This is a genomic window from Nocardia sp. GCM10030253 (assembly GCF_042675075.1).
Classification (GTDB): domain Bacteria; phylum Actinomycetota; class Actinomycetes; order Mycobacteriales; family Mycobacteriaceae; genus Nocardia.
Genome location: NZ_JBHTDL010000004.1, coordinates 318,494 through 334,998 on the forward strand (window position 1 = coordinate 318,494; position 16,505 = coordinate 334,998).

Here is a 16,505-nt window from a genome sequence, read left to right on the forward strand (position 1 = left end):
CTCAATTAAATGCCCATAACGCCCTATCGGCAGCGGCTTCCGCGTACGCTGCGAGGATGCTGACCACCCCCAAAAGGGGTGTCCGCGCCGCCGCTGTCACCCTGCGGCAAACACGGTCGGCTCTCTTGGGCGTCCATATTGATCGGCCCTGCTGGAGTCTCGGTCGGTACCGGGCAGGTACCGGCGACAGCGATGCCGCTGCCCGAGTGCGATGCGCTCCCCTGGTGTCCTGCACCCAGTGTTGATTCCGTAACCCGCAAGACAGGTGGTCGATTCGATGACCCCATTGCATATTTCCCTGGTCACCGTAGTGATTGCGTTCGCAACCATAGTCATGTGGCCCAGTACCCAAAAAATCCACGGACCGATCGCTTTTTTGCCACCCATACCGCCGCCCCGACGAGACGACAGTCGCCGCGTGCCGAGAACGCCCGTTTCCGCCGCGAGCGCCCATGCCGCCCCCGAAACCACTTTGGCGATCGACGAGGCGCACACGGTGATGCAACAGCACATGACCTGTCGAGTCGACAGGTGTGCACGCAAGGCAGCCGCATTCTCCACGCTCGTCGACGCAGGCCGCGTCACTCCGGACCACTCCTACTTCCGTTCCCGACCGAGGACTCATCCGAGCTGAGTCGTCAGCGCAGCCAACCCTTCCGCTTGATGTAGACCAACGGAATCACCGCCGCAACCAATGTCATCGCCGTGGTGGCCAGGAAGCCGTATTGCCACTCCATTTCCGGCATCCAAGTGAAGTTCACGCCGCAGAAGGCGGCGATCAGGGTTGGTGGCAAGAACACCGCGGTGATGATCGTGAACACTTTCACGATCTGATTCTGCTTCACGTCCAACCAGGTCGTCAGCGACTGCTGCAGGTAGCGAACCTTGTCGTGCTCGAAACTGGCATGCTCCTTCACCCCGTCTATGTCGGCGACCAGGACAGCAATCAACGCTCCAAGGCCCTCCAGGGTGTCCGGCGCATCTGCCATCAGATGACGCGCCGCGCGAGCAAGCTGAAGTTGACTTTCCTGGACGCGAGACACGATCTCCTCGGTCTCGTTCATCCGCGACATGATCTCGCGGATGTCCGCGACACCGATCTCACGCCCGCGTTGGTCGAATCCTGTTGTGACCATCTCGATCTCGTCGTTCATCGCTTCCAACGCATCGCTGCCGTGACGAACAACTTCCGCGGACTCCTCGTTCAGAGCCCACAGCAGCGCGTACATGACGCTGTGCGATGAAGCGGTCAGCGCGGGGTTGCGCTGCATCTTCGCGACAGCCTTGTCGAAGAGGGTGAAGTGCTCGTCCGGCTGCAGCGTGACCAAGAACTCCGCACCGAGCGCGAACACAATCGAGTTCCGTTCGATCACGTCGCCGCGCTTGACGTTCATCGCCACCGGCAAATACAGGAAGCTCTCGCTCTCCCCCACCCCACTCCCGGTGCCCGCGAAGTCCACACCCAACCGCTCGCGAAGCACCGCGGCCGTATCGATGTCAGGCTTGGAGAGCGTAATCCAGTGCCGCTGAAGGACTTCGGTATCGAACCTGCCAGCGGGAAGCGCAAAGATCGCCATGCCAGCACCTTACCCACGAGCCCACCGGTGACGTCATCGGCGAACCCGCCATCACACACCGCCACTGCGCCGCCGCCCGATGGCCACCGGTCTACCAGCCAATCGAAGAATGGACGCAGCAACCGGCCGATAATGACCTACGGCGGCTGGGACCGGCCAGGCTCCGATGGCGATGCGGCGACCTTGCGATCGTTACGACAATACGACGACGCGATCAGGCGTACCGCTGCTAGGCTCGTTCCAGAGGTGAGCTGACTATCTCCTGGGAACGGGGGTTCAATTGGTCGGATAGGAAACGGCTTGCTCTTTTGTGGGGATCGGGGCCAGAAAGCCAGCGTTCGGTAGGCGTTGCGCGAGGGCCTTTCACGGTTTCCAATTCATGAATTCGAATTCCCTAGCCATCCGGCATTCAGTCCGCAGCCATGGTCGAACTGTCGCTCCGGCTTCCACCAGAGGCGACGGAAGCCGCTGGCTTGGACGCCCGGTTTGCGGTTGATAGCCGACCAAGATTGGAGTGGACAATGAGTGATTCGGCGGAATCGGGCTCCGCACAGCCTGAACCGGTGCGCAGGAAGCTGAAGCTACGGCGGGAGACAATCGAACATCTCAGGGACGACCTGTTCAATCTGCAGGCCGAAAGCCTGTGGACCTGTCCCGGCGACCGCATCCCGCGGGACGATCCTGAAACCACTTACTTTCAGGTCGACGGTGTTCGGGTCGAGGTTCACATCGACGTCCACGAGACCCCGCGCGATCAGGTCTGAACCGGCATGCGGCTATACGCCGTACCACGCCTGCGCAGCAACGAGTTCCGAGTCCCGCTAGCCGGCGGTAAGCCATGCGTCGTGGTGAACGCAGCCCAGGAGTGGGACGCCGTGCGGCGCTGGCGGCCCAGCTACCTCGAGAAGATAGTGGGCGACCGTGAGGTGGCGGTACGTGAGACCACGGGCCCACCGATCAACATTTATCAGAGAGCGGCCGAGGGGGGCGTAATTCCGTTCGGGGAATTCTTGGATTGGGTTCTCGAGGTCGACGCCGATGTCTCCGAAAAACTCGACTCCCATGGTGATGGCCAATGCGACCTGGGTCCGGCAGAGATATATCAACTGGTCGCAACGCTTGGGTTCGAGTGCTCCTACTATCTCGACGCTGGTCTCGGGACGCTGTCGGCCACGTTGCTGAGGGACATCCGGGTGCCGGATTGGTTTAGCTCCGGCGTCCGCACCATCACCCTGTGGTGCGGGGTGTTCGGCACATCGTGCGGGCTGCACTGCGATCTGTCACCGAACTGCAATGTCCAGGTCATCGGTCGCAAACGCTTTATCCTGTTCGCGCCGGATCAGTCTCCATTGCTGTACCCGATCAGTGGTCGAACACATTGCCGCTTCGATCCGAACCTCCCTGACTTCGACTCATTCCCGTCGGCGCGCCGGGCGATCGGGTGGGAATGCACTCTCGAACCCGGCGAGTCGCTCTACATACCGGTCGGGTGGTACCACCAGACCACCATCGTCTCCGGGTGGGCGACCAACGTGAACGTCTTCTGGCGTCGCCCGTTTCCGCACGGGCTGGCCACGCCCGGAGTGTGGCCGCACCTGCTACGCCGGGCCAGAGCGCTGGCACTGGCTCGAATGGGAGTTGTCAAATGATGAGATCTCCATCAGCGCAGCGAAGTTCGGGGGCCATGGAGTCGGCGGGATTCTTCATCCTGCGCACTCCCTATCTTCCCGCGAAGGCGCTGTTGGCGCTCGGGGACCACATGGAGTCCGACAGTGGCGTACCGGACGCCGCGACGCTCGAACGTGACCGCGCGCGCGTGCACCGTTTTCTCGACGAGTTGTTCGCTCGCCCTGACATTGCCGAGGCGCTCTACCTCGCGTCGCCGTCGTTGTCGCGCCGGCTCGAGAACTGGCGCAATGCCCCCGCGGCTCCATCGGCCTCGCGTATCGAACGTGCGCTGCTGTCCTACGCCTCCCGCATGGCGACCAGAGCGACGCCGTTCGGGCTCTTCGCCGGGTGGTCGAGCGGAGAACTCGGTCCGGACACCAGACTTCAGCTTGCGGCCACGCACGCCTACGGTCGCCGCACCAGCCTCGATAGCGGATTCCTCGTTTCACTGGGTGAAGCCCTGCTCGCCGATCCGTCGATTGCCGCGAATCTGCACTTCGTGCCGAACCCGACCCTGTACGAGGCGGGTGACCGGCTGCGTTACGTGCTCGCGCGCGGCCGCGAAGTCGACCTCGTCGCGATCACCCCCGACAAGGCATTGCGACGGGTGCTGGAGCACGCCCGGCTCGGCGCCACCGCCGGCGTGCTCAGCGAGACAGTGCGCGACACCGACGACGGGATAGAACTCGACGAAGCCGCAGAGTATGTCGGGACACTCATCGAACAGCAGATTCTGATCGGCGGGTTGGACCGGTTCGTGACCGGGCCGGATCCGTTGGACGCACTTATCGAGAAGCTGGCGGGGGTGGCATCGGCCGACGTACTCGAGGCCTTACAAAGGTCCCGCTCGCTCGTGCGCGACCTCGACTCCCGACCTGCGGGAACGGGTCTCGGACACATCCACATGATTGCGGAGGCGCTGCGGCCCCTGCCCGTACCAGTGGACCCGGCCCGGCTCGTGCGATGCGATCTCGAGAAGCCCGCCGACGCGGCACTGAGCGCCGAGGTCGTCACCGTGATCGGCAATGGTGTCGACCTGCTGGCGCGAATCGGCGGCTCAACCGGCGGGGATCCGCTGCGCGCCTTCAAAACCGCGTTCATGCGCCGCTACGGCGACCGTGAGGTGTCGTTGTATGAGGCACTCGACGCCGACTACGGCGTCGGCTTCCCCGACCCCGCCATTCCCGGGCCGGTATCGGCCGGCTCCGAGCCGCTGCTCGAGGGACTCCAATTCCCCTCGATCGACGACCCGGCGCCTGACCTTTTCGGCCCGCGGGACGCTCTCCTGGCGGGATGGCTGCTGACGGCGGCGCGGGAGGGCCGCCGGGAGCTGGTCCTGGGGCCGGAGGAGGTCGCCGAACTCGAGCGGGTAACGCCGAGGACTGCGGATTTGCCTTCTTCGCTCAGCGCGATGGCGACTGTGCTGGCATCCGGCCCCGAAGCCGTTACCCGAGGCGACTATCGCGTCTACCTGTCGGGCGCGGCAGGTCCATCGGGCGCCAATCTGCTCGGCCGTTTCTGCGGCGGCGACGACGATCTCACCGACAGGGTTCGGGCGTATCTGCGCGCCGAAGAAGATCAACAGCCGGACGCGGTGTTCGCCGAGATCGTCCATCTACCCGAACCTCGCCTCGGCAACGTGCTGACCCGGCCGGTGCTGCGCCGGTACGAGATTGTCTACCTTGGTCAGTCCGGCGCAGCACCCGACAACCAGATTCCCGCCGCCGATCTGCGCGTCTCGGTGCGGGCCGGGCGGGTCGTGCTGCGATCGGCACGACTGGAACGCGAGATCATTCCCCGGCTGACCGCCGCACACAACTTCACCGGCCGTGGCAACATCGCCCTCTACCGGTTCCTGGGCTCGTTGCAACATCAGGCCATCACACCGTGGCTGTCGTTCTCGTTCGGTGCGCTGAGGAACGCGCAGTTCCTGCCCCGAGTATCGACGGATCGGTTCATACTGTCGCGCGCACGCTGGACCATCGGCGCAGGCGAGCTGACACCGGTGCGCGAAGGCAGCGGCGTCGCGCGTTTCGAGGCAATGCGGGCGTTGCGGGCCGCGCACGGACTGCCGCGCTGGGTCGCGGTGGCAGATGGGGACCGGCTGATCGCAGTGGACCTGGCGAACGTGGTGTTTGTCGACGTCGTCGCAGGTCTGGCGCGAGAACGCGGCCAACTCTCGTTCGTCGAACTGTTCCTCGGCCCAGACGAACTGCTGGCGTCCGGGCCGGAAGGCGCCTACACACACGAGCTCATCGTTCCGATGCGCAATACGGCAGCAGCACCGATTTCTGGCGACGATGCGCAGTCGAGGACCGCGGCAGGCGCTCCACCGCTGGTGCGGCGGTTGGCGCCGGGATCGGAGTGGCTATTCGTCAAGCTGTACACCGGGGCCGCGAGTGCAGACCGGGTGCTGCGCTCCGTCGTACGGCCGATCGTCTCCGACGCGCTCGCCGCGGGCACGGTCGACGAATGGTTCTTCGTCCGGTACAGCGATCCGGACTGGCACCTTCGTCTCCGCCTGCATGGCGATGGTGCGGAGCTACTCGGTGAAGTGCTACCCGCATTGACTGCGTGCTGCGATGCGCGTCTACAGGACGGGCTGATCTGGCGCATGCAGGTCGACACCTACGAGCGAGAGGTGGAACGCTACGGCGGCGCGAACGGTCTTCTGCTCGCCGAACGTGTGTTCTTCGCCGACAGCGAAGCTGCCCTTGGTGTGGTGGAGCGGCTCGACGGTGACGAAACCGCCGATGCCCGTTGGCAGTTCGCCTTCGTCGGCGCCCACCAGCTGCTCACCGACTTAGGCCTGGATCTGGTCGAGCGTCATGCCGTCGTCAGCGCCGCCCGAGCCAGGTTCGCGCGACGATTCCGGGTCGACACGCCACTGCGTCGGCAGTTGGGCAAGCGCTACCGCATCGAGCGCGCCGGATTGGAGCGGGCAATGCACGACCCGGCAGGCCCGCTGGCGGCGTTCGCGGCACGAAGCGCCGCGTTGCGGGCCGTCCGGATCCGGCTACCGGACACCGTGGACGCAGAGCTCCGGCACAGTTGGGCGGCAAGCATCGTGCACATGCAGATCAACCGGATCCTACGGGCGGCGACGAATCGGCAAGAGTTTGTGATCTATGACCTGCTCACCAGGCATTACGAGTCCGAGCTTGCTCGCCGGGGATGACCGACGCCGCCGTCCGCGGATCCGACAGACGCATGGTGTTGTCATCACCCGGCACCGACTGGCTCACCGCCCGAACGATCCCGAGCTCGCACGGCCCGATTCTCGCGACGAGGCGGGCGAGCTCGGGCTGGGTGGCGGTTATCCGTTGGCCAGGTGTTGAGCCAGCGAGGCGGCTTCGGCGGCCAGGCCAGGGGGATTGGTGGCGATGAACATCGAATCGGTGGCCAGGTTGCCCAGGATGTGCCAGGTCGGGTCGGGTCGGTCGGCGACGAGGAGTCGGCGGGTGCCCGGTTCGGCGCGTAGGCCGCCGGTCGGTGCCAGTTCGGCTGCGCCGCAGGCGAGTAGGGCGCTGACCAACGGTTCGGTTTCCACCGGTGTGGTGTAGGCAGGCGGGTTGACGGCGTTGAACACGGTGTCCGCGATCCACTCGGCGGCGTCGAACACCGTGAAGCCGCCGCCCGCACGCGCCTCGATCTTGGTGACCCCTGTGCGAAGTCGGAGCTGTCCCGAATCCAGCAGGCGCAGCATGATTCTCGCGTTGTGCGGGACCATCGGGGAGCTCAGGCTGCTGATAGTGCGGAAATGCGCGGTGCGAAGCAGGCTTCTGTCCTCTTCCGTGAGCATGGGCCACAGGATCGGGCCGATGGTGCGGATCGCCATCGCCAGCAAACGACGGCCCTGGTGCGGGGAGTCGATCGCGGCTAGTTGGCGGCGCAGCCGGGAAAGCGGCTCCTCGGTGTCGGTTTCCAGAATTTCGGCGGCGAAGGAGTCGAAATCCTGTCCGAGGTCGGCAAGTTCGGCGCGCATGAGCTCGACCAGCTGGGTGAAGGTGACGGTGCCGTGTTCGGCCAGCGGTAGCACGTTGGCGGGAATGAGGTGTTTCGGCGCCAGCGGAAGCGGGCGCTGCTGGACGAAGGGCAGGACACCGCTGCGGGACAGCAGGCTGATCGGACCTGTGTGGCCGTTCGCGGTCAGGGCAGCGGCGATGTCGACCGCGGTCAGGCCGCTACCGATAACCGCGACGTGTGCCTCGGGCCGGACGGCCGTCAATGTTCGGGCCAGCGGATAGGGCTCATTGGTGTATCCGGGCGCGCCGGTCAGTCCGTAATGGTCATGGGGACGGCCACTTCCGACGCAGAGGACGGCGCGATCGACCGCATGGGTGCTGCCGTCGGTGTACAGCGCACAGCCGCCGTCCGCGGCAAATCCCGTGACGCGGGCATTCACCACGCTCACCTGCCACCCGTTGCGTCGCAGCCGCGTGATCGCGGTCCGCGCGCTCTGCTCGAGATACTCGCCGTACACGCCACGCGGGACAAGTGGCTGCCCGAGACCCTCGTCGAGGTAGCGCGCCGTATCGCCGCGGCCATCCAACCAGCGCTCATAATGGCTCCGGTCGCCTGCTCGCACCGACATCAGTGCAGGCGGGGCGTTCACCCGCACCGCCTCCAGGTCCGGCTGGTACGGCCGACCCCGCCATACCGCGGGCGAACCATCGAACACGGTAATGGTGCCTGGCGTCGAATCGATGCCGGCGAGTGCGTCGAGCAGGCCGACCGCGGCCGCGCCGGCGCCGATGATGCCGATGTGCATGGTGAATCTCCCTTGGTTCGTATCCGCACCGGCTGTCGGGGCGATGCGGATCAGCGTCATCCGTCGGCGGCGCGCGCGATATCCCGCGATTGCGGGAATTTCCCTGCCGTCCTATGGCTTCCCCCTCACATGCGGGATGGCGATTGCGGGCGTACGGCAGCAGGATGGCGAGCATGAGCACTCCGGCACCGCACGCGGTCGGCGCACTGTTGTCGGGCATCGCCACCGCGCCCGACGCCCATGCGCTGTTCGCGCAGACCTCGGCTCGGCTACGCCGGATCGCGCCGTTCGATGCCGCGGTATGGGTGGCGACCGATCCGATCAACGGGCTGACCACCGCGCCGGTGCGGGTCGAGAACCTGCACGAGGGTGGCTGCGGAACCTATTGGGAATCCGAACTCTTCGCCGAACACGTGAATCTCTTCCGCGACCTGGCGCGAGCCCGGGTACCGGTCGCCGGGTTGCGCGAGGTGACCGGCAATCGCCCCAGCCTGAGCCCGCTGTACCGGAGTTTTATGTGCCCGCGTGGCTTCGAGGACGAACTGCGCGCGGTGCTGCGCGTCGACGGACAGCAGTGGGGTCAGCTGAGCCTGTTCCGGGAGCGCGGGCGAAAGCCGTTCCGAGCCGACGACATTGCGCTGGTGCATACTCTGTCCGCCCCGATGGCCCGGCGGCTGCGCGGCTTCGCACAGCCCTCGGCACCGGCTTCGACGCACCGCGGCGACGCTCCAGGCATGCTGCTCTTCGACGCGACCGGTGGGCTGGTTTCGATCAACGACGAGGCCCGTCACCTGCTCGCCGAGATGCCGCCGGGACCGTCCGCGACGACGGGCGTCGGCATCGAATTGCCGCTACCGGTCTGGATTCTCAGTACCGCGGGCCGGGCCCGATTGACCGGCGAGAGCGCCCGGATCCGCATCAGGACCACGACGGGCCGCTGGTTGATCTGCCACGCCTCATGCCTGCGTGATGCCGACGGGAATGCCGGAATGACCGCGCTGGTCATCGATGTGGCCACCCCGTCGGAGGTCATGTCCCTGGTGGTCGCCGCCTACGAACTGACCCGCCGCGAACTCGAGGTCACCGAACTGATTGCGCGCGGCCGGTCCACCGGCGAAATCGCCGCCGAGCTCACCCTTTCCGCGCACACGGTCCGCGACCATGTGAAAGCCATCTTCGACAAGGTCGGCGTCACCAGTCGCGGTGAACTCGTGGCAAAGCTCTTCACCGACCACTACGAACCTCTCGCCGCCCGCGTGACGCTGCGAGTCCTCGACGGTGCGGCAAGCGCCTGAAGGGACGCGACCACAATCACGGCCGCCTTGAACCCTTCCGCGTGATCATTCCCTTATAGTGCCGATTGCGGTCGAGTTCGGCACCGGGTGAGGCTCCCCCGGATCTGTAGCGACACTTCCGATGGGTTCCGACTGCTTGACCACATCCCAGGAATCGACATGTGCAACATTCCGTGAATGGAGTAGAAGCGTGACGATCAGCAGGCGTGGTCTCTTCGCCAGCGGTGCCGCGGCCGCAACGGCTGCCACCGCGGCGTCGGGCGTGATGGGGGTCGGCAAAGCCCGCGCCGATGTCGACCCTGATCGGCCGAATATCCTCATTGTGCTCGTGGACGAGATGCGCGCGCCGATGTGGTTCCCCGACCAAGAAGCGCTGGACGGGATACTGCCGCATATCGCTCGAATCCGCCGAGGCGCTGTGTCATTCGAGCAGCACTACACCGCGGCCAACGACTGCACACCGTCGCGCGGGGTCCTGCTGACCGGCTTGTACTCCCATCAGACCGGCTGCATGATGACCTCGCAGTCGACATTGTCGCCGTTGTTCCCCACCTGGGCTCGATGATCCGCGAACACGGATATGAGACGACGTGGTGGGGCAGTGGCATCTCGGCCATGATTCGGACACGATTCCGGGGTCGCTGGCGAATTACGGATTCGCGGGCGGCACCTATCCGTCGCCCAACGGGGCACCCGGACAAGGCTTGCAGATGGACCCGGCCATCGTCGACCAATTCATCGGATGGCTCGAAGCGGAAGCAGGTCGAGCACCGTGGTGCTGCACGGTGTCGCTGGTCAATCCGCACGACATCCAGTGGTGGCCCCGATGGACCCAATCGCCTCGGGCGGGAGCGCATGGCGCGGGGAAGCGAGGTACGCACACCTCGCCGATCGCCTCGACATCGCCGCCCTGTGCCGCGATGGAGGCAAACCCGGACGGCCCTGGATCGTCCACGCCACCGACGAACCCACCATCGAAGAGGCGGCGGTGCTCTTCAACCAGAGTGCGCCCGCACACGTCGCAGCGGTACGCACCGCCGACGCGAAATATGTGTCATATTCGCACTTCGTCAATGGACGAATAGAAGTAGACCCGGCGCGCGAACAAGAACATGAGCTCTACGACTACGCAGTGGCGGGCGGACAACTCGAACTCGACAACCAAGCCGAAAGTAACGGTGATCTGCGCGCCCAGATGGAACCGCTACTGCAACAAGCCATTGCCGAACTGAACCAGCCACTTCCAGCCCACCTGCGCCCAGCGCAGGAACAAGGGTGGGCGGACTACCTGGCACAGGAACACAATGTCCTCGCAATGGCACAACACGTGCTCGGCGAACTGCAAAACGCCCTCCCCAAGTAGTCCCGAGCGATCCGCGGAGGCGTCGTCCGAGATTGCCTGGTTCTCGTCGGATGGCTCGCCCGCGGCGAAGACCTGAGCTCGACGCCCCCGTCGCGATGTCTCGCAGCACCGTGGACATCCGCCAGTGGCTCAACGAGTTTCGATCAGCCGACCGGTCGCGGTCGACCCGGCCGTTGACTTATGCAGGTAAATACCTGCATAATCTCGATGTGAGCGTTGAGCCGCGAGAGATGGACTCGATCTTCAAAGCACTGGCCGACCCGACCCGGCGGCTACTGCTGGATCGACTGCGCGAGCACAACGGCCAGACCCTTCGAGAGCTGTGCGAACACCTCGACATGGCGCGTCAGTCCGCCACACAGCATCTCGACATCCTCGTACGGGCCAATCTCGTCACCGTCGTGCGGCGCGGACGGGAACGGCTCCACTACCTCAACCCGGCGCCGATCCACGAGATCGAACAACGCTGGATCTCGGGGTTCGACAAGCCCCGTCTGCAAGTGATCAGCGCCATCAAGAACCGAGCAGAGGAGTACGCCATGAGCGACAGCCCCGTGTCCGTGCCGACCTACGTCTACGTCACCTACATCCACGCCAGCGCGCAGCAGGTGTGGCGGGCCCTGACCGACGCCGACCTGACGACGCAGTACTGGGGACACGCCAACGTCTCGGACTGGCAGCCAGGCTCGGCGTGGGAACACCGGCGCGTCGATGGATCGGGCCACGTCGATGTCGTCGGCAAGGTGCTCGAGGCCGAGCCGCCGACGCGGTTGGTCATCACCTTCGACGACGCCCCCGACATCGCCTCGGCACGAGAACCGTCGGTAGTCACCTTCGTCGTCGAACCACATCACGACATCGTCCGCCTCACCGTGACCCACGAAAACCTCCCCAATCAGGAGATGCTCAACGGGATTTCGCACGGATGGCCCGCCGTACTGGCAAATCTCAAATCGCTACTCGAGACCGGCACCGTTCTCCCGCAGGCCCCCTGGGACATGTCACGCGCCCACGCCTGAGACGGCAACCGGCAACGGCCCCAACCGAATTCACGCAACTCACGCACGACTGGAGGCAGAAGCCATGATCGACACCACCGCGCTGCGGGACGCATACACCGCACTGGACAACGCGGCCGCCACAGTGGCCGACTCCGGCTCGAGCCCTGTCCCGCCGACCGGCGAATGGAACGCCGACCAGATCCTCGCGCACGTCGCCCTCGTCAACGGCGCCACCATCGCCGCTGCCGCCTCGGTCGCGTCGGGAGAAAACACGACCTATGACAACCGCCGAGCACTCGACACTTGGACCATCGAACGCCTCACCACACTCGCCGGCGGGAACACGGGGCTTCGCGACCGGATCCGCCGCCAAGCAAATGTCCTGTGCGAACTCAGCGAGCTGCTCAGCGACGCCGAACTCGACACACTGGTCCCCGCCCTGCTCCTGTCCAACAACACCGTCCTGGTCGATCGGCCGATGCCGCTGCGAGAAATCATCACCGGCCTCGCGGACGCGGAGCTGCCCGGCCACACCCAACAACTCATGGACCTGCTACCAGCCCGCGCCGAAGCCACAGCGTGATCTTCCGGCGAGACCACATCCCCTCTCGAGTCACCGGCCAACTCGGCTGCACCGACATCACTACCTGATCGCTCATTACCTGGCAGTCAGTCAGGCCAACACTTTTGAGCCACATTCGAGGTGGCCGGACAGATCCGCAGGAAGATGACGTCGTGATAGAGGTCCGCGTCGCCGATGTCGACTCCGGACGCCAGGACAACCGCCATGGTGTCCATGGTTCCATGCCTAAATCTCACCGGAATCGACACGGAGGGTGGGAGATCCAGACCGTGGGGTGTCTATTGGTGCGCGTGACCCCAGTAGATGCTGGTCATGTAAGTCGATCTGGCCGATTCTGAGGAGCTCAATTCATGCATAACACCCGGACCACCGTCGCAGCTCCCCTCATCGCCATTTTCGCGGCGCTCAGCATCTCGGCTGCCCTGCCAGCCTCCGCTCAGGCAAAGCCGGTAGCGCCGGGCGAACAATCCAATGAGCAGAAGTGCGAGGACTACCGAAAGATGAGCAACCTCGCCTCGGACCGAGCTGCCGCCGAGTACGCTGCGGGCAATATCGCAGAGTCCAAGAAGTGGTCGGGAATTGCGGATACCTGGTACACGCACGCCGTGAACCTCGGCTGCCGCTGGGCAACTTGGCGCGTGAACGGCCCGGGCGAGAGCCCCTCCAACCCCCCAGCCGTGAGCCCGCAGCCCTGAGGACCCGGCCCCGGCTCCCGGCAACAACCTGGCGGAAGCTGGCTACACGCAGTATTGGCAGGTTCCACTGGCAGGGAGCTGAATGTAGCACTGGGTGCACACCGCAGCGCGGGTCTGTTGCGGCTTGGTCTCGGCCTGCCCGGTGGCGCTACCCGAACGGCGGCTTGCCACCTTGGGAGTCAGCGGCGGGATGCCTCTGTCGGCCGGTATGTCTGCGCCGTGATACTGGTAGCACTGCCACCTGGCGTAGGCGGCGTGCAGCTCCAGATCGTCCGGGATCGGTAATCCGGCGAGTTCCAGCACGTATTTGTAGGTGTCGCCAACGGTGTGGTTCTGCCGCACACACAGTGCGGTGAGAGGCGGCTCGCCCGCGCTGTGGCACCGCCGGGCGACCTTGCGCAGGATGGCATCCATCCAGGTACGCGTCGGCGCCTCGGTGTGCACGCCGGACGTCTCCTGCACCCGCTCGGCCAGCGCGCTGACAGTGATGAAATGCCCGTACCCAGTGGCGATCTCGGACAGTTCGGCGTGCGCGGCCAACGCCCACGCCACCGTCGCCTCACGCAACGGTACCGCGGCGCCGTCATCTGCCCGCCATGCTGCTGCCACCGTGGGTGCCGAATTCCTGATCACCCGACCAAGTTATCCCGAGACCCCATGGACAAGCGAATGGCATGGCGAGGCCGCATCGAGGGCAGCTGGCACAGACTTCACGAAAGCGATTGCAGCACAGCGGAGTCAGCGTTCACGAATCCTCGGCGACGATCTGAACACCGGTCGAGATCACAGCCGTTGCCGTCAGGCCGAAGATTGTGTGAAATGTGTCGCTGAAGTGGCTGGGAGAGGCGAATCCGGCCTCGGTGGCGGCCCGGGTGAGGTCCATTCCTTTGCTGAGCGCTGCGGCTACGTACAGCATTCGTGCCCACATACGGTATCGGCGGAAGCTGGTACCGGCGTGCGCGGAGAAGAGATGGAGAAATCGTGAGGTGGATAGACCCGCTCTAGCCGCGAGTTCGGCGGCGGCGGGATTGCCCGCCGGTTGGTCTCTGATCGTGACCATGGCGGCGTGAATTCGCTCGTCGATCTTCTGGGATTCCAGCGCACCGAGAATCCGTTCCCGCAACTGTCCGAGGTTCGGTGAATCGGAGTCACGGAGGTGCCGGATGATCGGAAATTGGGCTCGGTGGTGGAGGCAGATAGTCGGTGACTGTTCGAGCATCAAATTCCGGATGCTTCGGGATCGCGCCGAGCCGGGGTCGAGGTAGAAGAACAGCATTCGACCACTGTCCGAAACGATCTGATGCATGGTTCGCGCAGGGATCAGGGCGGTGTGGACGTTTCGTTCGGCGAACCCAGACGCTCGCAATACGAACGGAGCATCGATTCCCATCGCGAAACAATCCACAGCGGTGGCATGCGCGTCGAGATGGAATGACGGCCCCAGGTAGGCAGCGTGACCGGGCCACAGCCAAATCGTGGGTGCCGACTCTCGCGGAGTTACCAGGCGCGTACGGCTGTCCATACGTGTCATGATCGCACCACTGAAACGCATCATGCGATCGTGATCAGCAATCCCGCGCCGAGGGCCTCGACACAGAAATAGAACCAGATCGGATAGAAGGATGTCGCGGTGTCGAACAGCCGTGACAGCAAGCGGCCGAATGCCATGCCCGCCAACGAAACTCCGACACCGATCACAATTCCAGCATGCATGTCAGTGTTTCCCGAGGCGGCCCACCACAGTATGGCTGCCACGGCGATCCCGAATCCGCCATATACCGCCCGGATCTCGGACCGGCTCGTCGGCGTCTCTACAGTGATGTCGAAAGGCCGGGCCAGCGCCGCCGGAGCGGCTATCGCGAAAACACCCATGGCACAGAAAAGCACACCGACACCGGCAATAGCTCCGGTTCTCATCGGGGCACCGCCACGCGATCGCGGATCGATGCGTCATGTCGTGGCGTCACCAGTGCGAACCCGACGGCGAGCGCGATCAACCCGGCGACATCGAACCATGCAATCCGCACGAGGGACGGATTCCCCGGACGCTCGGCCAGTACGAGAATGATGAAACTCGCGAAACTCGTAGCGTTCGCCGTCACCGCGGCGCTGCGCAGGTGCGGGCGAAAGACCGCGACCAGTAAACCGACGCCGACCACCGCGAACAGCACCCCCCGATGCCGCAACAACACCTCGACATCGCGGCTCACCACTTCTATCCCGTACGCCGAACGAGCCCACCACGGCGATACCGCACCGATCACCGGCAGGGCATTGAGCAATCCGGCCGCCACGAGCAGCCCATGTCCCCATTGTCGCGATCGCATACCTTCTCCTCGATTTCCGTTGGTGCGATCATGACGGGCACGCGCGGCGCCCGCTTCCAGAAACGTGCTGCGGAGCGATCGGTGATTCGGCGGAGTGAGCCACGCCACGTGGGGCCCTACCTGCATTGCGGCGGTCCCGGCGGCAGCCCGTGATAGGGCAACCGCCTGTCAGCCTGCGATCCCACTGACCTCGTTGTGCTGATGCAGCCTACGAAACCGGCTGCCGTGAAAGACAAGTGGATCGACGTCGCCGGGCGCGGCCAAGCGGTTGACGCGAAGCAGGACCACCGCGTGATCGCCCGCCGGTACCTGGACCTCGACCACGCCTTCGATCCACGCCGAGGCGCCGTCGACGAAGATCGCCTCGGTGGCCCCGCGATAGAGATCGACATTGTGGAAGCGGTTGCCGTTGCGGGTGCTCAATGCCCGGGCCGCGTCTTCCTGATGGGTGCCGAGCAGGCTCAGACCGAGGTGCGTCGCGTTGAACAGCTTCGGCCAGGTCGCCGAGCTGTTCTGCACGCAGAACGAGACCAGCGGCGGGTCGAGCGAGACCGGGACGAAAGTGCTCACCGCCAAGCCGTGCCGAACCCCATCGATCTCGGCGCATACCGCGACCACACCGCTGGGGAAACTGGCGAATGCACGGCGCAGGCCCGCACCGTCGGTGGGAAATTCGAAAAGGTCATGCATGATTCGCGGTCCTCGTGCCTAGTGCCTGCGCGACGGCGTGCCATCGGTCGGTGTAGCGCTCGATCACGCCGTCTTCCTGGAATGTCCGGTCCGACAGGTAGAGACCAGGAAGAGCCGCCGTCGCGCCGAGCTCGACCAGCACCGGCTTGAGCAACAGGTCCGGGGCGAGCGCATGGCCGGGTCCCGCGCCGAGCATCACCGGAACGGCGACGACGTCGGCGAGTCCGGTGCCACCGTCGAATTGTTCGAGGAACAGTTTCAGCAGTCCGGTGTAGGTGGCCTTGAAGGTGGGACTGGCGAAAACGACCAACTCCGAGGCCGCCACGGCCTGCACTGCCGCAGCCACGGCTGGGTCGCCCCAGGACAACAGGCCGGCACCGAAGGAGACGAGGTCGATGACCGCGGGCTCCACGTCCGGGCGCAGTCCCTTCGCGACCAGCGTGGCCGCGGTCGACGTGCGAGAGGCGGGCTTGGGGTTGCCGACGACGACTGTCACTGTCACTTTCGTATCCTTCTCTCGCTCAACTACTTTCGG

Annotated in this window: 15 protein-coding genes and 1 pseudogene; 8 read left to right on the forward strand and 8 right to left on the reverse strand. The window is 65.0% G+C overall.

All coding sequences use genetic code 11. The features are described from left to right. Positions 1–638 precede the first annotated feature (638 nt). Complete coding sequence (locus ACFQZZ_RS05505) at positions 639–1,577, reverse strand: CorA family divalent cation transporter (protein WP_378674854.1); 939 nt, start codon at positions 1,575–1,577, stop codon at positions 639–641. Positions 1,578–1,999: 422 nt separating this feature from the next. Between ACFQZZ_RS05505 and ACFQZZ_RS05510 the strand changes: the two genes are divergently transcribed. Genes ACFQZZ_RS05510 through ACFQZZ_RS05520 form a run of 3 tightly spaced genes read left to right on the forward strand, consistent with a single transcriptional unit; the run spans position 2,000 to position 6,423 of the window. Beyond that, positions 2,000–2,341 carry a hypothetical protein gene (locus ACFQZZ_RS05510; RefSeq protein ID WP_378674856.1) on the forward strand — a complete coding sequence of 114 codons (342 nt, stop codon included), beginning with the start codon at positions 2,000–2,002 and terminating at the stop codon, positions 2,339–2,341. Positions 2,342–2,347: 6 nt separating this feature from the next. Next, positions 2,348–3,226 carry a cupin-like domain-containing protein gene (locus ACFQZZ_RS05515; RefSeq protein ID WP_378674858.1) on the forward strand — a complete coding sequence of 293 codons (879 nt, stop codon included), beginning with the start codon at positions 2,348–2,350 and terminating at the stop codon, positions 3,224–3,226. A gap of 35 nt (positions 3,227–3,261) precedes the next feature. Further along, the gene (locus ACFQZZ_RS05520) at positions 3,262–6,423 is read left to right on the forward strand and encodes a lantibiotic dehydratase (RefSeq protein WP_378674859.1); all 3,162 of its coding nucleotides are present in this window, start codon (positions 3,262–3,264) and stop codon (positions 6,421–6,423) included. 138 nt (positions 6,424–6,561) lie between these two features. On the opposite strand, the gene ACFQZZ_RS05525 is transcribed toward ACFQZZ_RS05520, so the two are convergent. Then, the gene (locus ACFQZZ_RS05525; RefSeq protein ID WP_378674862.1) at positions 6,562–8,016 is read right to left on the reverse strand and encodes an FAD/NAD(P)-binding protein; all 1,455 of its coding nucleotides are present in this window, start codon (positions 8,014–8,016) and stop codon (positions 6,562–6,564) included. A gap of 173 nt (positions 8,017–8,189) precedes the next feature. Here ACFQZZ_RS05525 and ACFQZZ_RS05530 point away from each other — a divergent pair, with 173 nt between their 5' ends. From ACFQZZ_RS05530 to ACFQZZ_RS05550, 5 genes and pseudogenes are all read left to right on the forward strand, one after another. Beyond that, positions 8,190–9,311 carry a LuxR C-terminal-related transcriptional regulator gene (locus tag ACFQZZ_RS05530; RefSeq protein ID WP_378674864.1) on the forward strand — a complete coding sequence of 374 codons (1,122 nt, stop codon included), beginning with the start codon at positions 8,190–8,192 and terminating at the stop codon, positions 9,309–9,311. A 319-nt stretch (positions 9,312–9,630) separates the two neighbouring features. Beyond that, positions 9,631–10,674 (forward strand): annotated as a pseudogene (locus tag ACFQZZ_RS05535) (sulfatase-like hydrolase/transferase). Between the two features lie 230 nt (positions 10,675–10,904). Beyond that, entirely contained in the window at positions 10,905–11,693 is a 789-nt protein-coding gene (locus tag ACFQZZ_RS05540) for an ArsR/SmtB family transcription factor (protein WP_378676387.1), read from the forward strand. A 64-nt stretch (positions 11,694–11,757) separates the two neighbouring features. Continuing rightward, positions 11,758–12,258, forward strand: a complete 501-nt coding sequence (locus ACFQZZ_RS05545; RefSeq protein WP_378674865.1) for a hypothetical protein — start codon at positions 11,758–11,760, stop codon at positions 12,256–12,258. 350 nt (positions 12,259–12,608) lie between these two features. Further along, a complete protein-coding gene (locus tag ACFQZZ_RS05550; protein ID WP_378674867.1) occupies positions 12,609–12,953 on the forward strand; it encodes a hypothetical protein in 345 nt (114 codons plus the stop codon). A 42-nt stretch (positions 12,954–12,995) separates the two neighbouring features. Here the strand turns inward: ACFQZZ_RS05550 and ACFQZZ_RS05555 are convergent, their stop codons facing one another. From ACFQZZ_RS05555 to ACFQZZ_RS05580, 6 genes are all read right to left on the reverse strand, one after another. After that, complete coding sequence (locus ACFQZZ_RS05555) at positions 12,996–13,586, reverse strand: hypothetical protein (RefSeq protein WP_378674869.1); 591 nt, start codon at positions 13,584–13,586, stop codon at positions 12,996–12,998. A gap of 112 nt (positions 13,587–13,698) precedes the next feature. Next, on the reverse strand, positions 13,699–14,343 hold the full coding sequence (locus ACFQZZ_RS05560) for a helix-turn-helix domain-containing protein (RefSeq protein ID WP_378674872.1): 645 nt from the start codon (positions 14,341–14,343) through the stop codon (positions 13,699–13,701). Between the two features lie 161 nt (positions 14,344–14,504). Beyond that, on the reverse strand, positions 14,505–14,870 hold the full coding sequence (locus tag ACFQZZ_RS05565) for a DUF4345 family protein (RefSeq protein ID WP_378674875.1): 366 nt from the start codon (positions 14,868–14,870) through the stop codon (positions 14,505–14,507). Beyond that, positions 14,867–15,280 (reverse strand): hypothetical protein, encoded by a 414-nt coding sequence (locus ACFQZZ_RS05570; RefSeq protein ID WP_378674878.1) that lies wholly within the window; start codon positions 15,278–15,280, stop codon positions 14,867–14,869. Before ACFQZZ_RS05570 ends, ACFQZZ_RS05565 begins: the two co-directional genes overlap by 4 nt. A gap of 168 nt (positions 15,281–15,448) precedes the next feature. Then, a complete protein-coding gene (locus ACFQZZ_RS05575; RefSeq protein WP_378674881.1) occupies positions 15,449–15,970 on the reverse strand; it encodes a flavin reductase family protein in 522 nt (173 codons plus the stop codon). Next, on the reverse strand, positions 15,963–16,472 hold the full coding sequence (locus tag ACFQZZ_RS05580) for an NADPH-dependent FMN reductase (protein WP_378674884.1): 510 nt from the start codon (positions 16,470–16,472) through the stop codon (positions 15,963–15,965). The genes ACFQZZ_RS05575 and ACFQZZ_RS05580 overlap by 8 nt, the downstream gene beginning before the upstream one ends. Positions 16,473–16,505 lie beyond the last annotated feature (33 nt).